Origin of the sequence: Duganella sp. CF458 (genome assembly GCF_900113115.1) — a bacterium.
In the GTDB taxonomy this organism is placed as follows: domain Bacteria; phylum Pseudomonadota; class Gammaproteobacteria; order Burkholderiales; family Burkholderiaceae_D; genus Rugamonas.
In genome coordinates, this window is sequence record NZ_FOOF01000001.1 from 59904 (window position 1) to 83155 (window position 23252).

The following is a 23252-nucleotide window of genomic DNA, read 5'->3' on the forward strand; positions in this document are numbered from 1 at the left end:
AGCGCCCGCGAACAGACGCGCCAGGCCGTCGGCCTTTTGAAGGAAGCGTCCGGCCCGGACCTGCACCATCTGGGCTGGGCCGTGCTGTGGCTGACCTTTGCTGCCGGCATGGAGGTGCTGGGCCCACTGCTGGGCAAGCGCCTGATCGACGAGCACCTGCTGCCAAAGCACCTTGAATGGACCCGCATGGCCCTGCTGCTGGGCGGCGTGTTGCTGACCGGCTGGATCGCCACCTGGGTGCGTTACCGGCAACTGCTGCGCCTGTCCGGCGTGGCCATGCGCTCCGTCCAGCGCCTGCGCGAACGGGTTTACAGCCACGTACTGCGGCTGCCGATGGCTTTCTTCGACCGCGCCATCACCGGCCAACTGGTGTCGCGCGTGACCAACGATACCGAGGCGGTCAAGGGCCTGTACATCCAGGTGCTGTTCGTCATCCTGGACAGCACCATCGTGCTGGTCGGCACCGTGGCCGCCATGGCATGGCTGGACTGGCGCCTGATGACCATCGTGGTCGCGCTGCTGCCTTTCGTGCTGGTGATCGTGTGGGCCTACCAGCGCCTGAGCGCTCCGGCCGTGACCCGTGCGCGCCAGCTGCGCAGCGACATCAACGCGCAGATCGCCGAATCGATCGGCGGCATGACCGTGCTGCAGGCGAATAACGCGGAGCAGCGTTTCGGCGAACGCTTCGCCGGCACCAACGCGGAACACTACACCCAGCGCCTGGCCGAAATCCGCGCCAACGCCTGGCTGCTGCGCCCCGCGCTGGACATGCTGAACGTCCTGCTATTGGCTTCCGTCATCTACATGTTCGGCCAGCGCGACATGAGCGCAGCGGAAGTGGGCGTGCTGTACGCGTTCATCAGCTACATCGCGCGCGTGATCGAACCGCTGATCCAGATCACCATGCAGTTCAGCCAGTTGCAGCAATCGGTGGTGGCCACGTCGCGTGTGGCGATCCTGCTCGGCGAGCAGAGCGCGCCGGAGCATCGTGCAGGCACCGGCGCCCACACGCGGCACGCCGCCAATGACGAAGGTGCGCCGGCGATCGACATCCACGCCCTCGACTTCGAGTACATCGAGGGCCAGCGCGTGCTGCACCAGTTGTCGCTGGAGATCCCGCAAGGCGCCTTCTTCGGCATCGTCGGCCATACCGGCAGCGGCAAATCAACCCTGTTGTCGCTGCTGCTGCGCTACTACCCTGCCCCGCACGGCAGCATCCGCATGAACGGCATGCTGCTGGACGAGATTGATAACGAACAGTTCCGCGCAGACGTCGGGTTGGTGCCGCAAGACCCCTTCCTGCTTGCCGCCTCCGCGCGCGAGAATATCGACATGGGCCGCGGCCTGTCGCAGCAGGAGATCGAAACCGCGGCGCGGGCGGCGCACTGCCACGACTTCATCATGGCGATGGAAGACGGTTACGACACCGTGCTGGGCGAAGGCGGCTCGCGCCTGTCTTCCGGCCAGAAGCAGCTGATCGCCATTGCGCGCGCACTGGCGGGCAAGCCGCGCATCCTGCTGCTCGACGAAGCGACCTCGCGCATCGATTCGCACACCGAGCAGATCGTGCAGGTGGCGCTGAACGAGTTGCGCGGCCAGGTCACCATCATCGCCATCGCGCACCGGCTATCGACCATCCGCGAGGCGGACCGCATTGTCGTGCTGAACCACGGACGGATTGTGGAACAGGGGCCACACGAAGAACTGATGCAAATTGATAACGGCTTGTACCAGCGCCTCTATCTCTTGCAACAGCTTGCCGCCTGACTTCTTGTTTCCGCGCGAAAAGTATTACTAGTCGATTGGTAGTAGAGGTATGCTGTCCTCCAGAGGGGGGGCCATGCCATGACAAAAAGTCTATCCATCAAGCGTATCTTCCTGGCGTTCTTCGCCATCACGGTGGTGCTGGCAGCGCTGACCATGCTGGCCCTGCTGCGGGTCTCCAGCAAGGAGGCCGAAGCCAAGCAGGCAGCGGATTCGCGCTACCAGTCTTACTTGCTGGCGGACGAACTGCGGCAAAGCTCGGACGACCTTACGCGCCTGGCGCGCACCTATGTGGTGTCGGGCGAAGCAGCCTACGAGCAGCAGTACATGGACATCCTGGCGATCCGCAACGGCCAGAAGCCGCGCCCCAAAAACTATGAGCGCATCTACTGGGACTTCGTGGCCGCGGGTGCGCCAGTGCCGCCCTCTTCGGGCCAGACCATCGCCCTGTCGGAACTGATGAAGCGCGCCGGCTTTACCGACCAGGAGTTCGCCAAGCTGAAAGAGGCGGAAGCCAACTCCAACGAACTGGTTCGCACCGAAGTGATCGCGATGAATGCGGTCAAGGGCAAGTTTGACGACGGCAAGGGCGGCTTCACACGCGAGGCAGCGCCCGATCCCGAGATGGCGCGCCGGATCATGCACGACAAGGCCTACCACCAGAACAAGGCCAAGATCATGCAGCCCGTAAACGAGTTCCTGGCCCTGCTCGACGAACGTACCAGCGCCGAGGTGACGGCAGCCAGCGCGGCCTTCGACCGGGCGCAGTTTCTGGCGCAGGCCTTGCAAGCCATGTCGGTCATTGCGGCCGTGGCCTGCCTGTTGTTTGCCTACCGTTACATCCGTTCCGGCCTGCAGCAGGCGATCGATACCGCGGAATGTATCGCGGGCGGTGACTTGAGCCGCGATATCGATACCAGCCGCAGCGACGAGATCGGCCAATTGCTGCAGGCGATGGAACACATCAACAAGGGCCTGGCGGACATGATCGGTAATATCCGCAGCAGCACCGACCAGATGACGGTGGCCACCAGCGAGATCGCCACCGGCAATGCCGACCTGTCGGCCCGCACCGAAACGCAGGCTTCCTCGCTGGAGGAAACCGCCAGCGCGATGGAAAACCTGACCGATACCGTGCAGCAGAACGCCAGCAACGCGCAGCAGGCCAACCAGCTTGCGGCCGATGCCGCGCACGTCGCGGAGCAAGGCGGCGACGTGGTGTCGCAGGTGGTGGTCACCATGGGCGCGATCAAGGACAGTTCAGCGCGCATCAGCGACATCATCGGGGTGATCGATGGGATTGCGTTCCAGACCAATATCCTGGCGCTGAATGCGGCGGTCGAAGCGGCGCGCGCCGGCGAGCAAGGACGCGGTTTTGCCGTGGTGGCGTCGGAGGTGCGCAACCTGGCGCAGCGCAGCGCGGCAGCGGCAAAGGAAATCAAGGAACTGATCGGCGCTTCCGTCTCGAGAGTCGAGGAAGGCGGACGCCTGGTCGATACGGCTGGCGACACCATGCAGCGCATCGTGGCTTCGGTGCACAAGGTGGCCGGCATCATGGGTGAAATTACCAGCGCCAGCCAGCAACAGGGCAGCGGCATCGGTGAAGTGAACCAGGCGATCGGGCAGATGGATACCATGACGCAGCAGAATGCCGCTTTGGTCGAGCAAGCGGCGGCGGCGGCGGAAAGCTTGCAGGAACAGGCGCAGGCACTGGCCCAGGCGGTCAGCATCTTCCGTTTGAAAGCCGGCAGCGGCGCCACCGCAATGCCCATTCCGGCGCGCGCCCCCCGCACCGGACGCCCAGCAACCCCATCGACGGCGCCACGCCTGCCGGCGGCACGCGCCGCCCGGCCCGAGGACCGCGCAGCAAGCAGCGCGCCGTCGCAGCCGCCCTCACAGCCATCTTCACAGCCTTCCTCACAGCCGAGGAAGGCAACCCAAGCCGCAGCCACGGACCGCAAAACCGCCCCGGCGGGCGACGACTGGGAAGAGTTCTAAGCCCGGCGCCAGCGGTTATGGGCAAAGCCCGCTGCCCACGCCAGGCAGCCTGCCAATGCCCATGCAGCCGCCGTGCCCAGGTTGGCGGAGCCATTGAAGCCCACCAGGTCCAGCGCCGCCTCTTTCGGCGCATTGAGCGCGATGTACCATGTGAACAGGAACAGTGCGAGGAACAGCCGCGCCCCACGCGTCAAGCCGCCCAGCAGGCTGGCGGCTGACGCCAGCGCCAGCACGCCGGCCAGCGCTGCGGCAGCGCGCGCCGGCGCATCAAACGACCAGCGCAATGCCGCCATGAGCAGCGGCAGGGCGAGCACCAGGCTGGCGCTCCATTGCCGCAAGTAGCGCCGCAGCACGCCGCCCGGCAGCGCGCCGGTCATGGCATCGGCCCCATTCTGCCAGTCGCGCGGCGCGATGCCGCACACAATCAATCCCCAGCCCGCGACCCCGATCGTCATCACGCCCGGCAGCAACACGGGCGCCACCACTGCCGCCGCCACGGTGCCTGCAGCCAGCAGCAGCGCTGCGGAAGGCGACATCGACAACACCAGCGCCACCTCCGCCAGCACCTCGCCCGCAAAACCCGGAACGCGCATCGCCAGGCCAGGCAAAGGCCGCACGGCGATCGCCACCGGGCGCAGCATGCGGTGAGCCAATGCCAGCAGCCGGCTGCCGCGCGCAGAGCGCGGCCGTACCCGGTCCGGTGAATAGCGGTGGAAGAAAAGCGCAGCAGGTGCCAACAGCAGGAACGACAACGACAAGGTGGCCGCCCTGATCCCCCACGCTTTCAGGTTCCATAGGGATGCCGGGATCACCATGGTCGGCCCGGAGGGATCGAAAGCATGCCGGCCCAAGGCAAAGTAAGTCGTTTCAAAATGTTCGCGCAAGGTCGTCACTGCCACCGACAGGCCGGAAAAATCGAGGAACATCGGCCACAGCGCCCCCGGGCTCTCCGTCACGCCAACCAGTGCGCCGAACTGCATGCACCACAGGAAGAAGAACAGCACGTCGCCGCGCTTGCCAACCAGGGCTCCGATATTGTCGAACAGGACCGCGCAGGCGGCCGCGTAACTGATAATCGGCAGCAGCATCAGCACATAGGTCTGCAAATAGACCAGCAGCTCGATCGGCCCCTCGCCCCGCAAGGCATGCAGCGCCAGCGTGGAACCCAGGTAAGCGAGTACGAACAGCATCAGGTAGGCCACGCCGCCAAGCCAGCGCCCGCATGCCAGCAAGGCATTACTGGCGCCTGTCGCGCCGATCACGGCACCCATGCCGCTTTGCAGGTCATCCGCCACGCGCCCGCGCACCAGGTAAAAGCCCGCCAGTCCCAGCAGCATTCCGGCGATGTGCGCGCTGCCAAAGGCCAGCGCCTGGCTGGTGTACAGCACGCGCTTCTGATCGATCACCATCATCGTGATGCCATCGGCGGGATCGGCAATCGCAAGCCAGCACAGGCCCATCGCCGCCAATAGCGCCACCAGCGTGGACAGCCGGCGCAGCCGCAAGCGTACTTCGTTGAGCGCGATCACGCGCAAGGCCGGCGCGTTCATGCCGCCACCGCCACCGGTTCCGACAAGGCGTCACGCTGCGCCATCAGCGCCTCCTCCAGGCTGGGCTCGACCGCCAGCGCGCCTGCCATCGGTTGCCCTGGATGCGCCACGCGCAACTGCACTTGCGAACCCTGGCGCTGCGCCTGCAGCACGTGGAAGCGGCTGCGCAGCGCATCGTATTCGTCCGCATCGACACTGGCCTGCCACACCTGGCCGCGCGCCCGCTGCAGGATGGCGTCCGGCGTTTCCAGCGCCAGCAGGCGACCCTTGCGCATGATAGCCAGCTGGCCGGCGATGCTCTCCACGTCCGGCACGATATGGGTCGACACGATCACCAGCTTGCCAAAGCCCAGCTCGGACAACAGCCGGCGGAAGCGCAAGCGCTCCTCCGGATCCAGCCCGGCTGTCGGCTCATCCACGATCAGGATGTCGGGATCATTCAGCAGTGCCTGGGCGATCCCTAAACGGCGCCGCATGCCGCCCGAGAACGAGGCCGCCGGCCGCCGCGCATGTTCGGACAGGTTCACCAATTCCAGCAGTTCGCGTATGCGGGCCGGATCGCGCACCCCTTTCAGCGCAGCGAAATATTGCATGCACTCGAGCGCCGTCAGGTTCGGATAAACGCCAAACTCCTGCGGCAGGAAGCCAAGGCGGCGCCGGATCGCATCCGGATTGCGCACAATGTCCTTGCCGTCGAACAGGATGCTGCCGGCAGTCGGGCGCGACAAGGTCGCGACCAGCTGCATCAAAGTCGTCTTGCCGGCGCCGTTGTGACCAACCAGCCCGACTACGCCACTACCAAGTTTCAGGGATACGTCGTCCACCGCTTTCAGGTCGCGGAAAGCCTTGCTGACATTGCGCAGTTCGAGCATGTTGTTTTCGCCTCAAGAATAGGAATGAGGCGGACTGTATCCGGACCCCGCCTGGCCCGCGCGGGCGATGCGACGAACGGTTGAAATGGATGGCCGGGTGGAATTTTTCGCAACTCATTACACAAGTGGAAATTCCACTTGTATTTTCCCCACAGTTGAGGCGTCTATCATGAAAATAGTGAGTCATCAGCGAGATTTCCTGCTTGCAACAGGCATATAATGAACCGCACACGCTGCTCATGCGACCCCAAGGACCCAAGTTGCCAGGCTTTCCGGTTTTGACGATTTCCAAGCGCCTCCGTACGCTGGTCGGCGCCTGCCTGCTTGCGCCCTGCCTGGCGTTTGCCGAGTCGCCCCTCGACCGCGACATCGCCGAGATCCGCGAGGTGGTCCGCTTCGTTCCCGAAAAAGCCCTGGTCCAGTTGCAGCAGATGGAACCGGTGGCCCGCTCCGCCCCGCCCCTGACCCGCGCCGAATTCCTGGCCCAGCTTAGCCTGACCCACCGCAGCCTCGGCAAGCAAGACGTGGCGCTGGCCCTGGCCGAGGAACTGCACGACTTCGGCCGCGCGCAGGACAACAAGATCATCATCGCCAAAGGCTTGCTGACCAAGGCCTATGTACGCTCGGCGATGAACGAACGCCAGGTGTCGCACGAACTGGCGTTTGAAGCGGAAAAGCTGGCCAGCGCCACCACCGACCTGGTGCTGCGCGTGCAGTCCACCATCACGGCCGGCCAGAGCTACGCCGAACAAGGCAACTACCCGGTGGCCCTGATCCGCCTGCAATCGGCCGTGGAGCTGGCGCAAAAGATCGAGAACGACAAGGTGCCGCTGGCCAGTGCGCTGAATGCCCTCACCCTGTTCTACACCCAGGTGCGCGAGTACGAGAAGGCATGGGAAACGCTGGGCGAGACTTTCGAAGTGTCGGAGACCCTCGATTCACCGGGACGCATGGCAATTGCCAACAATACCGAATACGGCCTGGCGGTCGATACGCAACAATACAAACGCGGCATGCGCGCCCTGCTGGCCAACCTGGACCTGACCCGCAAGCTTGGCGCCAAGCGCATGATCGCCACCACGCTGGTGAACCTGTCCGACATCAACCTGAAGCTGCACGACTTCCCGACCGCGCTGCGCTTTGCCAACGAAGCGTCGGTTGCGGCACGCGATGCCAGCGACGATGCCAACGAAGCCACGGCGCGCATCAATGCCGGCCAGGCCTATATGGGCACAAACAGGGTCGCCGAGGGCAAGAAGTCGTTTGCGCTGGGCATGGCCTATTACGAAAAAACCGGCGACAAGCCCGAGCTGCAAGCCTTGTTGACCGAATATGGCGAAGCGCTGGAACGCGTGGGCGATTACCAGGGTGCGGTGGAAGCCTATCACCGCGAGCGCCAGATCTCAAACGAACTGTTCGAATCGCAGCGTAAAAAAACCATGTGGGAGCTGCAGGAAAAGTACGATACCGAAAAGAAGAAGCGCCAGATCGAACAGCTGTCGCATGAAAACCAGGCCAAGGGCGCGGAGCTGACCGCACGCCGCCTGCAGCAGCGCATCTGGTGGCTGCTGGCAGTCGTGTTCGCGCTGGCTTCGGTGATCGTCGGCCTGCTGTATCGCAAGGTGCGCCAGGCCAATGCCCAGCTTGAGGTAAAGAACCTGGAGTTGAAAGCGCAAAGTTCGCTCGATCCGCTCACCACGCTTTACAACCGGCGCCACTTCCAGGATTACATGCGCACGCATAACCAGGTGGAACGGCGCGGCGTCAACGGCGAAGATATCGTGGGCGCCCTGTTCCTGCTGGACGTCGATCACTTCAAGCACGTCAACGACACCTACGGCCACGCCGCCGGCGATGCCGTGCTGAAGATGATCGCGGAAAGCCTGCGTGTTGCGCTGCGCGAAACCGACATGATCGTGCGTTGGGGCGGCGAGGAATTCCTGGCCTTCCTGCCCGCCATTCCGCGCAACGGGGTGGACGAAATCGCGCGCCGCATCCTGAACTGCGTGTCGTCGCAACCGGTACCGTTCCAGGGCCACATGATCCACGTCAACGTATCGGTCGGCTTTGCGCCGTTCCCGCTGGCGCCGGGCGGCTTGCCCTTGCCCTGGGAGCGCGCGGTCAACCTGGTCGACATGGCGCTTTACCTGGCCAAGGCCCATGGCCGCAACCGCGCCTACGGCGTGCGCGGCTTCAGCAACTTCGAGCAGACCTCGATGGAAGCCATCGAGCAGAACCTGGAACAGGCCTGGCGCGCCGGCTTTGTCGACCTGACGCTGGTGTTGGGCGGCATGCCCGACGAACCGCCGCCGTCCAATGTGGTGCCGCTCAAGAGCAAGTCCGGCAACTAGTTCTTTTCCTTGCGCGCTTCGCGGGCCGACTCCTGCATTTCCTTGCCGGCCTGCTCGACCTTTTCGCCGAGCTTCTCGGTTGCCTTGTTCAGTTTCTCGCCAGCTTGCTGGGCGGCCTGGTCCAGCTTCTGGCCAGCCTGGCCGAGCTTTTCTTCAGCCTTGCTGGCTGCCTGGTCCAGCTTTTCGCCGGCGACGTTGGCGGCTTTGTCGATTTCACGGCCGGCCTGCTCGGCCGGGCCAATGCGCTTGTCTTCAGGTTTCTGGCAGCCGCCCAGGACCAGCGCCAGCGTTGCAAACAGCACGGCAATCATGCTTTTCATGGTGTCTCCTTTCCATCCAGCATACTGAAAATGTTACGCTAGAATACTCCAATGGACGCGCACATTCCCATCCTTAAGCGGGCGGGCATGGTGCTGGTGGTGCTGGGCACCTGCGACCTGCTGGCCATCCGCTCCGGCCTTTTCCTGCTCGGCGCAGCAGCCGGAGTCGGCTTGCTGTACGGCAGCCTGCACATGGCGTCGCTGGTGCGCTGGATCGCCGCCTTCGCGCTGTGCGCCCTTGGCGTGATGATGCTGGCCTGGCCCCTGATGCAGCCGGTCGACCTGACCCTGACCCAGCTCAAGCTGCAACCGCGCATCCTGCCGTCCCTGGCCACCAGCGCGACCTGGCTGGTGCTGCTGCACTGGCTGTACCGCACACTCAGCGCACCTGCCGTCCTGGCGGCGCGCCGAGCCGCCGGCCACAAGCCGCGCCATATCGGCTTGGCGGCCGCCAGCGGCGCCGCACTGTCGCTGATGGTGTGCAGCGCGCTGGCGCTGATGCTGCATGGTGAAGCCGCGCAACGCGCGCGGCGCGCGGCTGAACGCCAGTTCGGGCCGGACTACCGCTACCATGTGGCAGCATTGAAAGTTGATGGCAAGCGGGTGGAAGGATTGGTCACTGCGTGGAACGGCAACGAGATCCGCAACATTCCAGTCGCCTGGCAGGACGACGCTAACGGCGACCGATGACGAAGGCGCCGACCAGTGCGGCGACGCCGAACACCAGCAAGGTGCTGCAAAAAGCCAGGTTGAGGAATTTGGAAAGGTTCAGCACCCCGAGCACGGCAGCAGCCAGGAAGGCCAGCCCGAAGAACAGCAGCCAGCCGGCCGTGTCGGCAGCCGACATTTCAGTGCCCCGCTCTTGCACATGGCGCATGAAGGCGCGCCGAATGACGTTGGATGCCAGCAACACCAACAGGAAAGCGCCACCTGCAGCCAACAAGCTTACTTGCATCTGCCCTCCGCACCGTGGTCCGATTATCGGCTTTGGGCAGATGGTAGCACTGAGTCTTAATCGGCGACGATCTTTTTGGGCGGCGGCGGCGGGGCAAAGGCGACGTTATCGCCGTCCGGCGCCGACTCCTGTGCCTCCGAAAACTCGAGCCAGCGATCGAGGCTGGCACGGCGGCGGATGGTGATGCCCTTGTTGCTGATGTAACCGATCTGCTCGAAGTTATCCAGCTTGCACACCATCTTGGAGGTGGTCGGCAGGTTGTCGCGCAGGCGGTCGTATGCCTTGCGCGCCTTCTGCTCCCACTTGGCCAGGGTTGGCTCGTTGAAGCGGTTGCTTTCGTAGTAAATGGTCAAGGTGTGGTCGTGATTGCCGTAGCCGACTACCGCCGCGCCCTTGCGGACGGCGCTCAGGATATCTTCCTTGATATTGGAGGTCGGGACGAAAATGGCCGCACGGCTATCCGTTTCGTCGGGCCGCTGCAGCGGCAAGTCCTGGCCAAACTGTACACCCATTGATGTTTCTCCCCGGCTATATTCTTCCGATTCTACCTCGCGCCCTTTCCCGGTTCAAGCGGCGGCGCGCCGTATAATGCGCATGCCTCATCCTCTTTATAGCCTGATAATGACAGCTTTTCCACCTGCCGCCCGCGATTCGGCAGCCCGCAACGTACGCGACCTGCTCGCCCACGCCATCGAACACGCCGCGCCACAGCGGGCTTTAGTGGTATTCGACCAGCGCAGCCCGCTGTCCCAGGTGCTGGCCGATGCCTACCGTACGGCCCTGCCCGACGGCCGTTTCATCGACTTCGACACGGTGCAGCCGGATGAAGTGCTTGCGGCTTTCGAGCAACTACAGGCGGGCGACCTGGTGGTGCTGGTGCAAACCACCAGCTTCCGCCTGAACGAATACCGCATCCGCATGGAGCTGTTCAAGCGCGGCTTGAAGGTGATGGAGCATATGCATTTGTCACGCATGCCGGGCGCGCAAGGTCTTGTCTATATTGATGCCTTGGCTTACGACCCGGTGTACTACCGCGGCGTGGGCCATGCGCTGAAAGCGCGCATCGAGCGGGCGCAGTCGGGCGTGGTGGAAAGCGGCGGTGAGCGGCTGGTGTTCGCCTCCCCGTTTGAAGAAGCCAAGCTGAATATCGGCGACTACGGCGCCATGAAGAATGTCGGCGGCTTGTTCCCGATCGGCGAAGTATTCACCGAAGCACAGGACCTGGAAGCGGTCAACGGCCGCGTCAAGGTATTTGTATTCGGCGACACCACCTTCCACGTCAACCGCCCGACCACTCCAATCACCATGATCGTGGAAAAAGGTCGCGTGGTCGGCGCCGAAAACAGCACGCCGGAATTCGACAATATGCTGGCGATCATCCGCGCGCATGAAGGCGAAGTGTGGGTGCGCGAACTCGGCTTCGGCATGAACCGCGCCTTCTCGCGCGAACGCACGGTGGACGATATCGGCACCTACGAGCGCATGTGCGGCATCCACCTCTCGCTGGGCGCCAAGCACGGCCAATACCAGAAGCCCCAGTTCAAGCGCAAGGACGCCCGCTTCCACGTCGACGTCTTCGTCCAGACCGACGCGGTCCACCTCGACGACGACCAGGTCTACCGCGACGGTGGCTGGGTTCCCGCTTCCTGAGGCATCCACTGCCAGTTGGTAATGGCGCGCAGCAGCCATTCGGCGGGACCATATGTGTGATGCTTGAGCCACCAGGCGCTGAGGGCCATCTGCGCGAGGTAGATCGCAGGCACCAGCGCTAGCACGGCGATGGGCGGGAGTTCGTCGCACAGGCGCATGCCGTAGCCGGTGAACAGCCAGGCCATGATCACCGACTGCAACAGGTAATTGCTCAAGGCGAGCTTGCCCATCGGCGCCAAGGCAGCGATCACGCGCGCGCCATGGCGGCTGTCGAACAACATCAGCAAACCCGCCACATAGGCCGCTGTCAGGAAAGGCGCGGTCAGCACGCTCAGTGCAGTGGCGAAGATGATCATCGCCCCGCCGGGAGCGAGCTCGGAGGCCAGCGCGTACAGCACTGCGCCCGCCATACCCACCAGGCCGAGCCGCAGGATGCGCGGCAGCCAGGCACGCAACGCGTCGACCTTGGCAAACATCTGCTCCCGCCCGGCCGCCATCCCAAACAGGAACATGGCAAACGCGCTCGGCCCCTGGCCAAACAGCAGCAGCGCCACCGTCGTGGGAAATTCGCCCGTAACGAAGGCTTGCGTACTGCGCGCATCGCCATGGAAGGCTGCCAGCTTGGCAAACACCGGCTTCAGCTCCGGTGCCCCCTCGCCTGCCAGCAGGACGACTGCACCGAGCGCTGCCAGCATCAAGGCAGCCAACAGCAAAAGCACCGCTGCAACTTCTATCGCGCGCCGCTGCCTGCCGTACAGGGCCAGGAGCAGGGAGCACAGCAAGCCATACAAGTGCAGGATGTCGCCATAGAACAGCAGGCAGCCATGCAGTACACCAAGCACCACCAGGCCCGCGGAACGGCGCAACATGCGCGGACGGAAGGCAGCGCCCGCGCGATCGGCTGCCGCCAGCTGCAAGGTAAAGCTGTAGCCGAACAGGAAGGAGAACAGCAGGTAGAACTTGGTCTCGAACAGCAGCGCGACGACGAAACGCACCGCGATATCGAGCGCGCCCGTGTAGCGCGGGTTGTTCACGCCGGAGGCAAAATAGGGATCGGCAAACAGCCAGATATTGACGGCCAAAATACCGAACAGCGCAAAACCGCGCAGGGCGTCGACATTAAGCAGGCGGTCCTTGCTTTCCTTCACCGCAGCCCCAGCGCCTGCCACGTCGGCAGCTTATTGACCAGTCTCGTGCGCAGGAAAAATGCAGCCATCAGCAAGGCCAACGCCAGGCCAAACGAAGCGCCGGTCAGCACAACCGAATTTTTCACAACCAGTCTTTGCGCTGGTCCAAATGCCATACTCAGGATCGCGATAGCGCCGTAAGCCAGCCAAAACACCAGCACATTGACGTGGAAAGGTGCAAACAGGGGCGGCGGAACCCGGATACCGATACGCCACATCATCCGGTGTAACAACGGCAGCAAATCCCGGCGGGGGAAGCCTGCAGCCTCCAACAATTCAATCGCGCGCTCATGTCGTGAACTTTTCATCATCCGATTGTCGCACCCAAGTTACAAAATGAGCAACCCCGCATCTGCCAATGCCTGGTCCCACGGGGGTACCGGCTGGTATTCCGCCACCAGGAAATCGATCAGCGCCCTCACTTTTGGCGATAGCTGGCGCGTTGCCGGGTACAGCGCGCTCAAATGGTTCAGAGGTAGTTCCCAGTCGGCCAGCACGGGCACCAGCCGCCCTTCGATGATGTCGCGCCAGGCCAGGAAGGTCGTCGTGTAAACAATGCCCAACCCGCGCAAGGCAGCATGCTGCAGCACCATCCCATTGTTGGCGGTAAAGCCCGGCGTCACCCGTACCGTGACCCGCTCCCCGCCGCGTGCAAAGTGCCAGGCGATACCGCCGGTCAGGTGGCTGAAATGCAGGCACTGGTGGCGATGCAAATCCTCCGGCACCTCCGGCCGCCCTGCCCGCGCCAGGTAAGCCGGCGAGGCACACAGCACGCCACGGCAGGGAGCCAGGGGCCGTATCGCCAGCGCGCGGCTGTCGGGAATGCCGCCCACACGGATAGTCAGGTCAAAGCCATGCTCAATCGGATCGAGCAGCGCATCATCCACGTGCAGCAGCGGTGACAACTGCGGATGCGGAAGGCTGAACCGCGCCACCGCATCGGCCAGCCATTCGCTGCCGAAGCTGGACGGCGCCTGTATGCGTAGCGGCCCGGCCAACTCGATGCCGGCGTGCGTGACCACCCGCGCCGCTTCCTGCGCCTGCATCACCGCCAAGGCGCACGGCTCAAGGTAGGCCTGCCCCGCATCGGTCAAGCTCACATCGCGCGTGGAGCGATGCAGCAGGCGCGCATTGAGCCGCTCCTCCAGCGCGATGACGTGCTTGCTGACCATGGCGCGTGTCATGCCCAGCCGGCGCGCTGCGCCGCTGAAGCTTCGCTGCCGCGCCACTTCCACGAATATTTCCATTGCCCTGAGCTGGTCCATGTCGTCGATTGTCTCCATTTTGGAGACAATGTGTCAACCGTTTGCGCATTGTTCGCAACCAATGGCTTCCCTACAATGACCCAAGTTAAGAAAAGGAGCTCCACATGCTGACCGACGCCCAGAAAGCCCAATACGCCAAGGATGGTTTCATCGTCATCCCCGGTTTCAAGAGCGCAGAACAAATCGCCGCCCTGCGTGCCCGCGCCGCGCAAGTCGTGAACGACTTCGACCCGGCGGTCGCGCAAGGCATCTTCACCACCAAGGAGCAGGAGAAGAAAGCCGACGACTATTTCCTCGGCTCGGACAACACCATGCGCTGCTTCTTTGAAGAGGAAGCCTTCGGCCCGGACGGCCAACTGAAACAGGCCAAGGAGCTGTCGATCAACAAGATCGGCCACGCCATGCACGACCTGGATCCCGCTTTCCGTGCCTTCACGGCCGACGCGCGCCTGGAGCAGGTCGCCCGCGATATCGGCCTGGCCGAACCGCAGGTCTGGCAATCGATGTACATCTTCAAGCAACCCGGCATTGGCGGCGAAGTACGCTGGCACCAGGATGCCACTTACTTCGACACCACGCCGATCAGCGTCACCACCTTCTGGTTCGCGCTGGAAGACGCCACGCTGGAAAACGGCTGCATGTGGGCGGAACCGGGCGGCCATCGCTCGCCGCTGCGCGAGCGCTTCATCCGCGAAGGCGACCAGGTGCGCGTGGAAAAATTGGACAACACGCCATGGCCGACCGACGCAACCGCCGTGCCGCTCGAATGCAAGGCCGGCTCGCTGGTCTGTTTCCACGGTCTGCTGCCGCATTACAGCGCCCCGAACCGCTCCCCGGTTTCGCGCCACGCCTACACCCTGCACGTGACCGACGGCCGCGCCGAATACTCCAAGCGTAACTGGATCCAGCGCGACGCATCCTTGCCAGTGCGAGGCTTCCTGTGAAAATCAGCATCTTCGCGCCACACTGGGGCAGCAACGACTTGCCGCCGGACGTCTTCATCGCCAAGGTGAAGGAAGCCGGCTTTGACGGCATCGAAATGTCGCTGCCGCTGGACCGAGCACAGCGCGACAGCTGGGTCTACAAGATCGCCAACGCCGGCCTGGATTTGATTGTCGCCCAATGGGAGACAGTGTTCCATAGCGACTTCGATGCCCACAAACAGGCACTCGGCGAATTGCTGCGCAACGCCTGCGAAGTGCAACCGGTCCTGGTCAACTCGCACACCGGCAAGGATTGGTACACACCAAAACAGAACGAAGAACTGATCACGCTCGCCGCCGACATTTCGGAAGAATACGGCGTGCCGGTGGTGCACGAGATCCACCGCAGCCGCTTCAGCGGACATCCGATGCTGCTGCTGCCCTACCTCGATCGCCTGCCGCAACTGCAGTTGAACGCAGACCTCTCGCACTGGTGCGTGGCCTGCGAATCGCTGCTGGAAGATCAGGAATTGATGCTGGCTAAAGTACTGCCGCGCGTGCGTCATATCCACGCCCGCATCGGTCACCAGCAAGGCCCGCAGGTGGCAGACTTCCGCGCGCCGGAAAATGCCGACGCACTGAAAGCGCATCTTGCGTGGTGGGACCGCATCATCGAACTGCGCCGCAACGACGGCGCCGAACGCATGGCGCTCACGCCGGAATTCGGACCTGCCCCGTACACCTTCAGCCTGCCTTACACCGGCCAACCGGTCAGCAATGCGTGGGACCAGAATGTGGCGATGCTGGGCCTGTTACGCCAGCGCTACTGCATGTAACCCATGCCCTTTTTCTTTTCTCCGTTCAGTGTCATACTGATATTTGCATTTTCGCAATATTTCCTTGATGCACGGAGAACAGAATGGACAAAGCAGGATTTTGGAGCATCATCGACAAATCGCGGCAGGCTGCCGGCGGCGATCCGGACGAACAGCTTGAGGCACTTGGCGAACTACTGCGCGATATTGCGCCGGACGAAATTGTCTCCTTCGATTACCACCTGAGCGCCTACCATGCCCGCGCCAACCACTGGGACCTTTGGGGTGCCGCCTACATCATTGGTGGCGGATGCTCTGACGACGGCTTCATGGATTTCAGGGGCTGGCTGATTTCTCGAGGCGAGAAAGTATACGAAGCCGCATTGGCCAACGCCGATTCGCTCGCAGGGTTCGTGGAAGACCATGACGGCGACTGCCAGATTGAAGGCTACCAGTACATCGCATCCCAGGTCTGGGAAGAGAAGACCGGAAAATCATACGATGACTTCCCCGCGCATGACCTGCCAATGGGGCATGAAGTCGAAGGTACGCCATGGGAAGAGGAAGACCTGGATGCCAGGTTCCCTGAACTGACTGAAAGGTTCGACTGATAGGGGCTGACCAGATCCGGACGACGAATTAAAGTAGAACACCATGAACAAAATTCTGATCGGCTTTGCTGTTGTAGTCGCTGCCGCTGGCTTGGGCTACGTTCAATACATGAAGGGCGAAGTCGCCGCGCGCTATTCACCCGACGCGCTCAAGCAGATCGCGGCAGAATCCAACAAAGAGCTGCCAGTGATGGTTGATCACCTGACACGGCTGGACGCCGTGATGGCGACCGAACGTACACTGGAAAAGCGATACACGCTGGTCACGGCCCAAGCCTCCGAGTCCCTGCAGGCGGAATTGACGACCAAACTATTCCCTGTCATCAAAGAACAGTCATGCCAGAACCAGCAATCGAAAGAGCTGTATCAACATGGGGTATCGGAGGCGTTCACCTACTCGGATATGAATGAAAAACCGGTAGCGTCTATCACGTTGAATAAGAACAGCTGCACGCAATAATGAAGAAGATCGGAAGTAAAATCCCCCTCCCGGCCGGCGATGATTCAGCCATCAGAGGTGGCAACGAGTTCGGCCGGCATGGCGGCAAGCAGCGATGATAGGTCGCTTGAATCTCATGCTCAAGCCAGTCATCGCTTTCGCCATGCTGGCAATCACTTCGCTGGCGTCCGCCGCCGAATTCACCATTGTTACAGCTAAGGGATATGTGCGCTTCGCCGTTCCCGACCAATGGGCAGTAATGGCCATGCAAACCAAGCCGCCCGTTTCGGTTGCTGCTTTCCAGGTCGCGAATCCAGCTGACGGGGGGACGCCGCATTCCAGCAATGTCGCGGTCAGCCTGTTCCATATTGAGACTGAGCGCGGGCAAGCGGCTGCATCTGCCATAGGTAAGCAATACGGCAGGCTGCCGCCGTCCATCAGCACGCTCGAAGGCTGGGCCATCTACACGCAGGAGGCTAGTCAGCAAGGGGCGACATATACCATCATCGATGAGAAGAAACCCTTCGCAGACGTCGTCGTAGGCCTGCGCTTCGCATGGCCACATCTCCCGGCCAATCCGCCAGGTTACGACCAGTCCATGAACCGTGCATTCGAATCGCTTCGCCGCTCCGTGTCTTCCGGGCTTGGCGCCCCCGCATCAAGGCCCGGCGAGGTGGTTCGTCGGCCAGAATCACCATAGCATCGGCTCAATCGTTCACCCGCATAGGTGAAGCAGAGGCGAGTGATTTCGTTGTACCAATAAAAAAGACCGATGAAAACCAAAGCGCTATTTTGTGAAGACCTGGCAGCGATCCTCAAGAGGGAGCTTGCCAATGGCAACTCATTGACCGAACCGCCGACAGTGACCGATTGGCCGAATCGCGGCTCGGTCTTCGCCCATTTGGCAAAAGACCTCACCACACCGAAAAACGCACTACCGGAAATCATTGAAGCTTCGATATGCAATGATCCACACTACGGCTGGTACCAGGAGCTGTTCTGCCGCCGGCACCAGCATTTGCTGGTAGCTGGAATCCCCAGACCTGGTCAACCGATGTGGACCAGCAATCATTAGGCTAAACATGAAAAACACGAAACTGAAGACCGGGCTCATACTTGTCATCGGCGCCTTGTCCGGGGCAGTATGGCTGTTTGGATCCGTGCTGCCAGCCCTTTATCTTGACGCCGCACTTTATACCGATGACGGCCCTGTACTGGACTTAGGGATGTTAATCCTGTTGTTTTCATTTCTCTTCGGAGTTGTCGGTGCGCTGCTGACAGTGTGGGCAGGACAGCGCTTGCCCCAAGCACCTTACCTTCACCTGCTGGCGAGTGCAGTATTCGTACTGTTCACCGCTGCGTTCATTAATGGGCCAATAGCGCTTGTCCAGGTGCTGTTTGAACTAAAGCTCTGGGCATTCATGTTCGGAAGCGCTGCTATATTCTTCATCGCTCGCCGGAAGCGGATCTTTCAACCAGCCATCGTAGCCGCACCCAAACCTTGAACATGCTGACTATCGCCGCATTGCTGCTTTTCCTCACAGGCCTCGCGCATTCATACCTTGGCGAGCGTTACATCCTCATTCGCCTCTTCAAGCGCGATAACCTGCCCAAACTATTCGGCGGAACTGACTTCACCACGGGCACATTGAGGTTTGTCTGGCACCTTCTCACTCTGGTTTGGTGGGGCATTTCGGCCATCGTCTTGCTGGCATCAGGACAAAACCTCGATACTGCTTCAGTTCTTCGAGTCTTCAGCATAGTCGCCCTGGTTTCCGGCCTTTTGCCACTTTACTTCACCGGTGGCCGGCATCTGTCCTGGATCATTTTTTTCACCGTTGGCGCCCTGCTCTGGTTAGGATCTTTCCGAATGGCGTGAAGACTCCGACGCCGAGTTTAAGCAGCTTATCAAAGGGGAAGTGAGATGTACCACGCTATCGTACGCCGCAAGATCACGCAGGTTTTCGCAGGGCTCAGCGCGGGCCGCATCGAAGCCGTAACCGACGAACTGGCTCCAGACGCAACGCACTATTTCGTTGGCACGCACGCACTGTCGGGAACCCGCCGAACACCGGAAGCGATCCGCGCCTGGTACGAACGACTGCTTCGCCTGCTGCAAGGAATTAACTTCACTCTTCACGAGGTAAGGGTTTCAGGCTGGCCATGGCGGACGCAGGTCGAGGCGATCTGGACCGAGACAAACAATGGCACCGACGGAGTCAGAACCACCGCAGAAGGCGTAAACCTGATCGAGATCCGCTGGGGCCGCGTGACCCGCGTCCGTATCTACCCCGATACCGCCGCATTGGAACGAACCCTGCACCGCATTGCGTCCAAAGGCACGGCGGAAGCGATGGCAAGTCCCATCATCTCGTGACTCCATGACGATGCATCCACACCCTCCGACTGAATCTGACTACGAGCACTGATCCCTCCTCAATGCCGATCACTCCATTCCACTTTGGCCCGGGAGCCGCACTTCACACTATCGCCCCCAAGCGGGTCAGCTTCATTGCCTTTTGCACAGCGAACGTCCTGATCGACGTGGAACCGCTCTACTACATGCGCACCGAGCAATTTCCGCTGCACCGGTTCTTTCATACCTACCTCGGGGCGACGCTCATCGTCTTGCTGACCGTCGTACTATTCATCGCGGCGCGCGCAATTGCCAATCACATCCGGCTGCCGAATTTGTTCGGTTGGCGAGAGCTGGGCATGGCCAATGTGACTATTGGAGCCGCATTGGGCAGCTTCACGCACATCGTATTCGACAGCATCATGCATTCGGATATCATGCCGCTTGCACCGTTCAGCAATTCGAACCCGCTTCTAAGGGCCATCCCTCTCGATACCTTGCACTGGTTGTGCGTTCTCGCTGGAGCAATAGGGATAACGATCCTGCTTTCGCGAAAACTGCTGGGCAAAGCCGACACGTAGTAACTAAACTGAAGGGACACATATGCCGATCATTCGCGCCTCGCAAAGGCTAGTCGAGACTATTGAGACGTCGTCCCCCGGATTGTTGAACCGCGAGGAGTGGATCAGCGAACCTGGTGGACTATCCCAGTTTGGAGCGTTCATCCACGTTCTCATGCCAGGAACCCGCTCGTCGATCAAGCACTGGCACCAATCGGAGGATGAACTGGTGTACGTCCTCGATGGCGAAGTAACCGTCGTCGAAGGTGAAAATGAATCCGTCCTTGCCCCGGGCGACGCGGCGACGTTCCCACAAGGCGATGCTGTTGGCCACTACCTTTGGAACAAGAGCCAGTCTCCAGTCCACTGCATGATTGTCGGAACGCGGGCACCGACTGACCGCATCACTTATCCCGACCATGATCGGATCTTGCACCGGGACCGGTCGCAACCTGAAGATCTTTGGACCGACTCTTCAGGCCGAGCGTCAGATAGCCCCTACAAAGAATGGGTTCCGTGAATATTCTTGGCAAGGACTTATACTAGGCCCCTCCACCATTCCTGAACACGACTATGGTTACCTGCTACCTCCGCTACATTATCGACCCGCACAAGCTTAAGGAATTCGAGCATTACGGGAAAATCTGGATTCCACTGGTCGAAAAATTTGGCGGCACGCACCACGGTTACTTCCTGCCTTCCGAGGGCGCGAGCGATGTCGCATTGGCGATGTTTTCGTTCCCAAGCCTGGCGAAGTATGAGGAATACCGCATCAAGTCTTTCGACGACCCCGAGTGCCAGGCTGCATTCAAATATGCAGAAGAAACGCGCTGCTTCCTTAGCTACGAAAGAAGCTTCTTCCGTCCCGTTTTCGCATAAGTCCTGAAAAAGAAGTGCGTTAGCCATCCGCCCGCCTGAGCGTGAAATGACGAAATCTGGACTTCACCTGTCCTAGCATCTCGCTGTCCAGCGCGCCCTCGCTGGACGAATCAATCAGATCTTGCGCGCGGCAACCCACTGAACGGAAGTCCTGCAGTGCATACGTCTTGCAGCCCATGTCGGCAATCTGCCGCGTCAACGCGGAAATATGCCGGCGGGTGGTCAGCGCGGGATGGACTGTGGTCCTGAGTTCGTATGGCACGCCACTGTCGATGACTAGACGAGCAGCGGCGTGCGCCGCTTTCCCACTGCCGCTGGCACCGGTGATGTCGTCGTACGCGTCGAATGATGTCTTGATATCGAGGCCTATCCAGTCCACCAGCGGCAAGACCTGCTTCAAGCGTTCCGGGTAGATGCCAGCGGAGTGCAGGCCCACTTTGAAGCCCAGCGCCTTCACGCTGCGCATGGCGCTCTCCAGCGCGGGGTCGATGGTTGGTTCGCCTCCGGAAAACACTACCGCATCAAGCAACCCGGCCCTGCCGGCGAGGAAGGCGAGCAGTTCACCCCATGCCAGCGCAGGCGTACCGTCCCGCGGCTGCAAGTGGGGGTTGTGGCAGTAGCCGCAGCGCCAGGGACAGCCCTGGACGAACACCACGGCTGCCAGCTCGCCGGGATAGTCGGTCGACGTGAACTTTGTGTAGCCGCCGACCTTGAGCTTCTTGTCAGCCATTATTCCGCTGCTCGACAAAATAAGTGCGCTCGTTGAACTCGCCTTTCTTGCCGACGTTGAAGGACGAGTACGGGCGATGGTAGCCCATGACACGCGTCCAGATCTCGCAAGGCTGGCGCTCGGCGTTGTCCAGCGTGATGTCCTGGTTTGGTTGATTGGCGTTCATGCATATCTCCTCAGTTGATTGAAAGTTCGCGCGTCTTGCGCGCAATGATGTCCTCATCGCATTTGGGACAGAATTCGTGCTTGCCGCTTAAGTAGCCGTGTTTTGGACAGATCGAGAAGGTCGGCGTGACTGTGATGTACGGAAGGCGGAAACGTGTCAATGCCCGCTGCACCAGGCGCCGGCATGCGTCGGCGCTGGAGACCTGCTCGGTCATATACAAGTGCAGGACTGTGCCGCCGGTGTATTTCCTTTGCAGGCCGTCCTGCAGCTCCAGCGCCTCGAACGGATCGTCGGTAAAGCCGACTGGAAGCTGCGAAGAGTTGGTGTAGTACGGCATTTCCTTCGTGCCCGCCTGGAGAATCTGCGGCATGCGCACGCGGTCCTCCTTGGCGAAGCGGTACGTCGTGCCTTCGGCAGGCGTCGCCTCGAGGTTAAACATGTGACCCGTCTGCTCCTGGAACTCCAGCATGCGGCCGCGGATGTGATCGAGCAGTCGTACCGCAAGCGCAGCGCCAGCGTCGGTCGTGATGTCTTCCTGATCGCCGCTGAAGTTTCGGATCATTTCATTGATGCCGTTCACGCCGAGCGTCGAAAAGTGGTTGCGCAGTGTGCCGAGATAGCGCTTTGTATAGGGGAACAGGCCGCCATCCATCAGTCGCTGGATGACCTGGCGCTTGATCTCAAGGCTGGTCTTCCCCAATTCGAGCAATTCGTCCACGCGGGCGAACAGCGCCGCCTCGTCGCCGGCATACAGGTAACCCAGGCGGGCACAATTCAGTGTGACCACGCCAAGTGAACCGGTTTGTTCGGCCGATCCAAACAGGCCATTGCCTCGCTTGAGCAATTCGCGCAGGTCAAGCTGCAAGCGGCAGCACATGGAGCGGATCATGTTCGGCTTGAGTTCCGAGTTCACGAAGTTCTGGAAGTAAGGCAAGCCGTAGCGGGCCGTCATTTCGAACAGCAATTCCGCGTTCGGACCGTGCCAGTCGAAATCCGGCGTGATATTGTAGGTCGGGATCGGGAAGGTGAAGGCGCGGCCCTTGGCGTCGCCACCCATCATTACTTCGATGTAGGCGCGGTTGATCATGTCCATCTCGGCCTGCAGGTCACCGTAGGTGAAGGGCATCTCCTCTCCGGCGATCAAGGGCACCTGCTGCTGCAAGTCTTCCGGGCAGGTCCAGTCGAAGGTCAGGTTGGTGAACGGTGTTTGCGTGCCCCAGCGCGAAGGGACGTTCAGGTTATAGATCAGCTCCTGCATGGTCTGCTGTACCTGCTCGTATCCCAGCTTGTCCTTGCGGACGTAAGGTGCCAGGTAGGTATCGAAGGAACTAAATGCCTGCGCGCCGGCCCACTCGTTCTGCAGCGTGCCAAGGAAGTTCACGATCTGGCCGGCCGCGCTGGACAGGTGCTTCGGCGGAGCCGATTCCACTTTTCCCGGCACCCCGTTCAAGCCCTCGTTCAACAAAGTGCGCAACGACCAGCCGGCGCAGTAACCGGCCAGCATGTCGAGGTCGTGGATGTGGATGTCGGCATTGCGGTGCGCCTCGCCGACCTCGCACGGGTAGATGTGATCGAGCCAGTAGTTGGCAACCATCTTGCCGGAGATGTTGAGGATCATCCCGCCCAGCGAATAGCCCTGGTTGGCGTTGGCATTCACGCGCCAGTCGAGCTGCTGGAGGTATTCGTTGATTGAGGACTCCACGTCCACTGTGGTTTTGCGGGTTTGACTCATCGCTTTATGAACTACATGTTGTGATGAACTGAATGTTACACACTAAATATAGTGAAAAGCATGTGCAAAAATGCCGTTTTTTGATTTCCTTGATCTGGTTTAAATTTGATAAGATTCGTGCAAATTTCT

At 61.3% G+C, this 23252-nt stretch carries 28 protein-coding genes; 17 read left to right on the top strand and 11 right to left on the bottom strand.

Features of this window, described 5'->3' with window-relative positions; translation table 11 throughout:
* The first annotated feature begins 108 nt into the window (after positions 1-108).
* Together BM269_RS00260 and BM269_RS00265 are read left to right on the top strand one after the other, a co-directional pair.
* On the top strand, positions 109-1767 hold the full coding sequence (locus BM269_RS00260; RefSeq protein ID WP_229204472.1) for an ABC transporter ATP-binding protein: 1659 nt from the start codon (positions 109-111) through the stop codon (positions 1765-1767).
* 78 nt (positions 1768-1845) lie between these two features.
* Positions 1846-3762 carry a methyl-accepting chemotaxis protein gene (locus BM269_RS00265; protein ID WP_090434290.1) on the top strand — a complete coding sequence of 639 codons (1917 nt, stop codon included), beginning with the start codon at positions 1846-1848 and terminating at the stop codon, positions 3760-3762.
* Here the strand turns inward: BM269_RS00265 and BM269_RS00270 are convergent.
* Positions 3759-5312, bottom strand: a complete 1554-nt coding sequence (locus BM269_RS00270; RefSeq protein WP_090434292.1) for a hypothetical protein — start codon at positions 5310-5312, stop codon at positions 3759-3761. The two genes, BM269_RS00265 and BM269_RS00270, sit on opposite strands and share 4 nt — an antisense overlap.
* A complete protein-coding gene (locus tag BM269_RS00275; protein ID WP_090434295.1) occupies positions 5309-6184 on the bottom strand; it encodes an ABC transporter ATP-binding protein in 876 nt (291 codons plus the stop codon). The genes BM269_RS00270 and BM269_RS00275 overlap by 4 nt, the downstream gene beginning before the upstream one ends.
* 278 nt (positions 6185-6462) lie before the next feature.
* Here BM269_RS00275 and BM269_RS00280 point away from each other — a divergent pair, with 278 nt between their 5' ends.
* Positions 6463-8535 carry a tetratricopeptide repeat-containing diguanylate cyclase gene (locus tag BM269_RS00280; RefSeq protein ID WP_307152103.1) on the top strand — a complete coding sequence of 691 codons (2073 nt, stop codon included), beginning with the start codon at positions 6463-6465 and terminating at the stop codon, positions 8533-8535.
* On the opposite strand, the gene BM269_RS00285 is transcribed toward BM269_RS00280, so the two are convergent.
* Positions 8532-8855, bottom strand: a complete 324-nt coding sequence (locus BM269_RS00285; RefSeq protein ID WP_090434297.1) for a hypothetical protein — start codon at positions 8853-8855, stop codon at positions 8532-8534. The genes BM269_RS00280 and BM269_RS00285 overlap by 4 nt on opposite strands.
* Positions 8856-8906: 51 nt before the next feature.
* Between BM269_RS00285 and BM269_RS00290 the strand changes: the two genes are divergently transcribed.
* On the top strand, positions 8907-9545 hold the full coding sequence (locus BM269_RS00290) for a hypothetical protein (RefSeq protein WP_090434300.1): 639 nt from the start codon (positions 8907-8909) through the stop codon (positions 9543-9545).
* Here the strand turns inward: BM269_RS00290 and BM269_RS00295 are convergent.
* Entirely contained in the window at positions 9529-9810 is a 282-nt protein-coding gene (locus BM269_RS00295; protein ID WP_090434304.1) for a hypothetical protein, read from the bottom strand. The genes BM269_RS00290 and BM269_RS00295 overlap by 17 nt on opposite strands.
* A gap of 56 nt (positions 9811-9866) precedes the next feature.
* On the bottom strand, positions 9867-10322 hold the full coding sequence (locus BM269_RS00300; RefSeq protein WP_090434307.1) for a hypothetical protein: 456 nt from the start codon (positions 10320-10322) through the stop codon (positions 9867-9869).
* Between the two features lie 109 nt (positions 10323-10431).
* On the opposite strand from BM269_RS00300, the gene BM269_RS00305 reads away from it, so the two are divergent.
* Positions 10432-11460, top strand: coding sequence for a M29 family metallopeptidase (locus BM269_RS00305; protein ID WP_229204442.1), 1029 nt, complete (start codon positions 10432-10434; stop codon positions 11458-11460).
* Here the strand turns inward: BM269_RS00305 and BM269_RS00310 are convergent.
* Genes BM269_RS00310 through BM269_RS00320 form a run of 3 tightly spaced genes read right to left on the bottom strand, consistent with a single transcriptional unit; the run spans position 11427 to position 13912 of the window.
* Positions 11427-12608: a DUF418 domain-containing protein gene (locus BM269_RS00310; protein ID WP_090434310.1), complete on the bottom strand. Its 1182-nt coding sequence runs from the start codon at positions 12606-12608 to the stop codon at positions 11427-11429. The two genes, BM269_RS00305 and BM269_RS00310, sit on opposite strands and share 34 nt — an antisense overlap.
* Positions 12605-12958 carry a DUF6404 family protein gene (locus BM269_RS00315; RefSeq protein WP_139232635.1) on the bottom strand — a complete coding sequence of 118 codons (354 nt, stop codon included), beginning with the start codon at positions 12956-12958 and terminating at the stop codon, positions 12605-12607. Before BM269_RS00315 ends, BM269_RS00310 begins: the two co-directional genes overlap by 4 nt.
* A gap of 18 nt (positions 12959-12976) precedes the next feature.
* Positions 12977-13912: a LysR family transcriptional regulator gene (locus BM269_RS00320; RefSeq protein WP_229204443.1), complete on the bottom strand. Its 936-nt coding sequence runs from the start codon at positions 13910-13912 to the stop codon at positions 12977-12979.
* A 104-nt stretch (positions 13913-14016) separates the two neighbouring features.
* Here BM269_RS00320 and BM269_RS00325 point away from each other — a divergent pair, with 104 nt between their 5' ends.
* The 12 genes from BM269_RS00325 to BM269_RS00380 all read left to right on the top strand — a co-directional run bounded on the left by BM269_RS00325 (position 14017) and on the right by BM269_RS00380 (position 20495).
* Positions 14017-14856 carry a phytanoyl-CoA dioxygenase family protein gene (locus BM269_RS00325; protein WP_090434319.1) on the top strand — a complete coding sequence of 280 codons (840 nt, stop codon included), beginning with the start codon at positions 14017-14019 and terminating at the stop codon, positions 14854-14856.
* On the top strand, positions 14853-15671 hold the full coding sequence (locus BM269_RS00330) for a sugar phosphate isomerase/epimerase family protein (RefSeq protein WP_090434322.1): 819 nt from the start codon (positions 14853-14855) through the stop codon (positions 15669-15671). The genes BM269_RS00325 and BM269_RS00330 overlap by 4 nt, the downstream gene beginning before the upstream one ends.
* Positions 15672-15754: 83 nt before the next feature.
* Positions 15755-16261 carry a DUF4240 domain-containing protein gene (locus tag BM269_RS00335; RefSeq protein ID WP_090434324.1) on the top strand — a complete coding sequence of 169 codons (507 nt, stop codon included), beginning with the start codon at positions 15755-15757 and terminating at the stop codon, positions 16259-16261.
* Positions 16262-16304: 43 nt separating this feature from the next.
* Positions 16305-16721: a hypothetical protein gene (locus tag BM269_RS00340; RefSeq protein WP_090434327.1), complete on the top strand. Its 417-nt coding sequence runs from the start codon at positions 16305-16307 to the stop codon at positions 16719-16721.
* Between the two features lie 106 nt (positions 16722-16827).
* Entirely contained in the window at positions 16828-17400 is a 573-nt protein-coding gene (locus BM269_RS00345; protein WP_139232636.1) for a hypothetical protein, read from the top strand.
* A 72-nt stretch (positions 17401-17472) separates the two neighbouring features.
* On the top strand, positions 17473-17775 hold the full coding sequence (locus tag BM269_RS00350) for a hypothetical protein (RefSeq protein ID WP_090434332.1): 303 nt from the start codon (positions 17473-17475) through the stop codon (positions 17773-17775).
* A 7-nt stretch (positions 17776-17782) separates the two neighbouring features.
* Positions 17783-18205: a hypothetical protein gene (locus tag BM269_RS00355; protein ID WP_090434335.1), complete on the top strand. Its 423-nt coding sequence runs from the start codon at positions 17783-17785 to the stop codon at positions 18203-18205.
* Between the two features lie 2 nt (positions 18206-18207).
* The gene (locus tag BM269_RS00360) at positions 18208-18579 is read left to right on the top strand and encodes a hypothetical protein (RefSeq protein WP_090434338.1); all 372 of its coding nucleotides are present in this window, start codon (positions 18208-18210) and stop codon (positions 18577-18579) included.
* Positions 18580-18624: 45 nt separating this feature from the next.
* A complete protein-coding gene (locus BM269_RS00365; RefSeq protein WP_090434342.1) occupies positions 18625-19077 on the top strand; it encodes a nuclear transport factor 2 family protein in 453 nt (150 codons plus the stop codon).
* 62 nt (positions 19078-19139) lie between these two features.
* Positions 19140-19637, top strand: coding sequence for a hypothetical protein (locus BM269_RS00370; RefSeq protein ID WP_090434345.1), 498 nt, complete (start codon positions 19140-19142; stop codon positions 19635-19637).
* A 22-nt stretch (positions 19638-19659) separates the two neighbouring features.
* Complete coding sequence (locus tag BM269_RS00375; RefSeq protein WP_090434349.1) at positions 19660-20136, top strand: cupin domain-containing protein; 477 nt, start codon at positions 19660-19662, stop codon at positions 20134-20136.
* Positions 20137-20189: 53 nt separating this feature from the next.
* Positions 20190-20495 carry an NIPSNAP family protein gene (locus tag BM269_RS00380; protein WP_090434352.1) on the top strand — a complete coding sequence of 102 codons (306 nt, stop codon included), beginning with the start codon at positions 20190-20192 and terminating at the stop codon, positions 20493-20495.
* 19 nt (positions 20496-20514) lie between these two features.
* Here BM269_RS00380 and BM269_RS00385 read toward each other — a convergent pair whose 3' ends face one another.
* The 3 genes from BM269_RS00385 to BM269_RS00390 are packed head-to-tail and all read right to left on the bottom strand — an operon-like array spanning position 20515 to position 23123.
* A complete protein-coding gene (locus tag BM269_RS00385; RefSeq protein WP_090434355.1) occupies positions 20515-21225 on the bottom strand; it encodes an anaerobic ribonucleoside-triphosphate reductase activating protein in 711 nt (236 codons plus the stop codon).
* A complete protein-coding gene (gene nrdD / locus BM269_RS28945) occupies positions 21218-21391 on the bottom strand; it encodes an anaerobic ribonucleoside-triphosphate reductase (protein WP_139232637.1) in 174 nt (57 codons plus the stop codon). Before nrdD ends, BM269_RS00385 begins: the two co-directional genes overlap by 8 nt.
* Positions 21392-21401: 10 nt before the next feature.
* A complete protein-coding gene (locus BM269_RS00390) occupies positions 21402-23123 on the bottom strand; it encodes a ribonucleoside triphosphate reductase (RefSeq protein WP_090434358.1) in 1722 nt (573 codons plus the stop codon).
* Positions 23124-23252 lie beyond the last annotated feature (129 nt).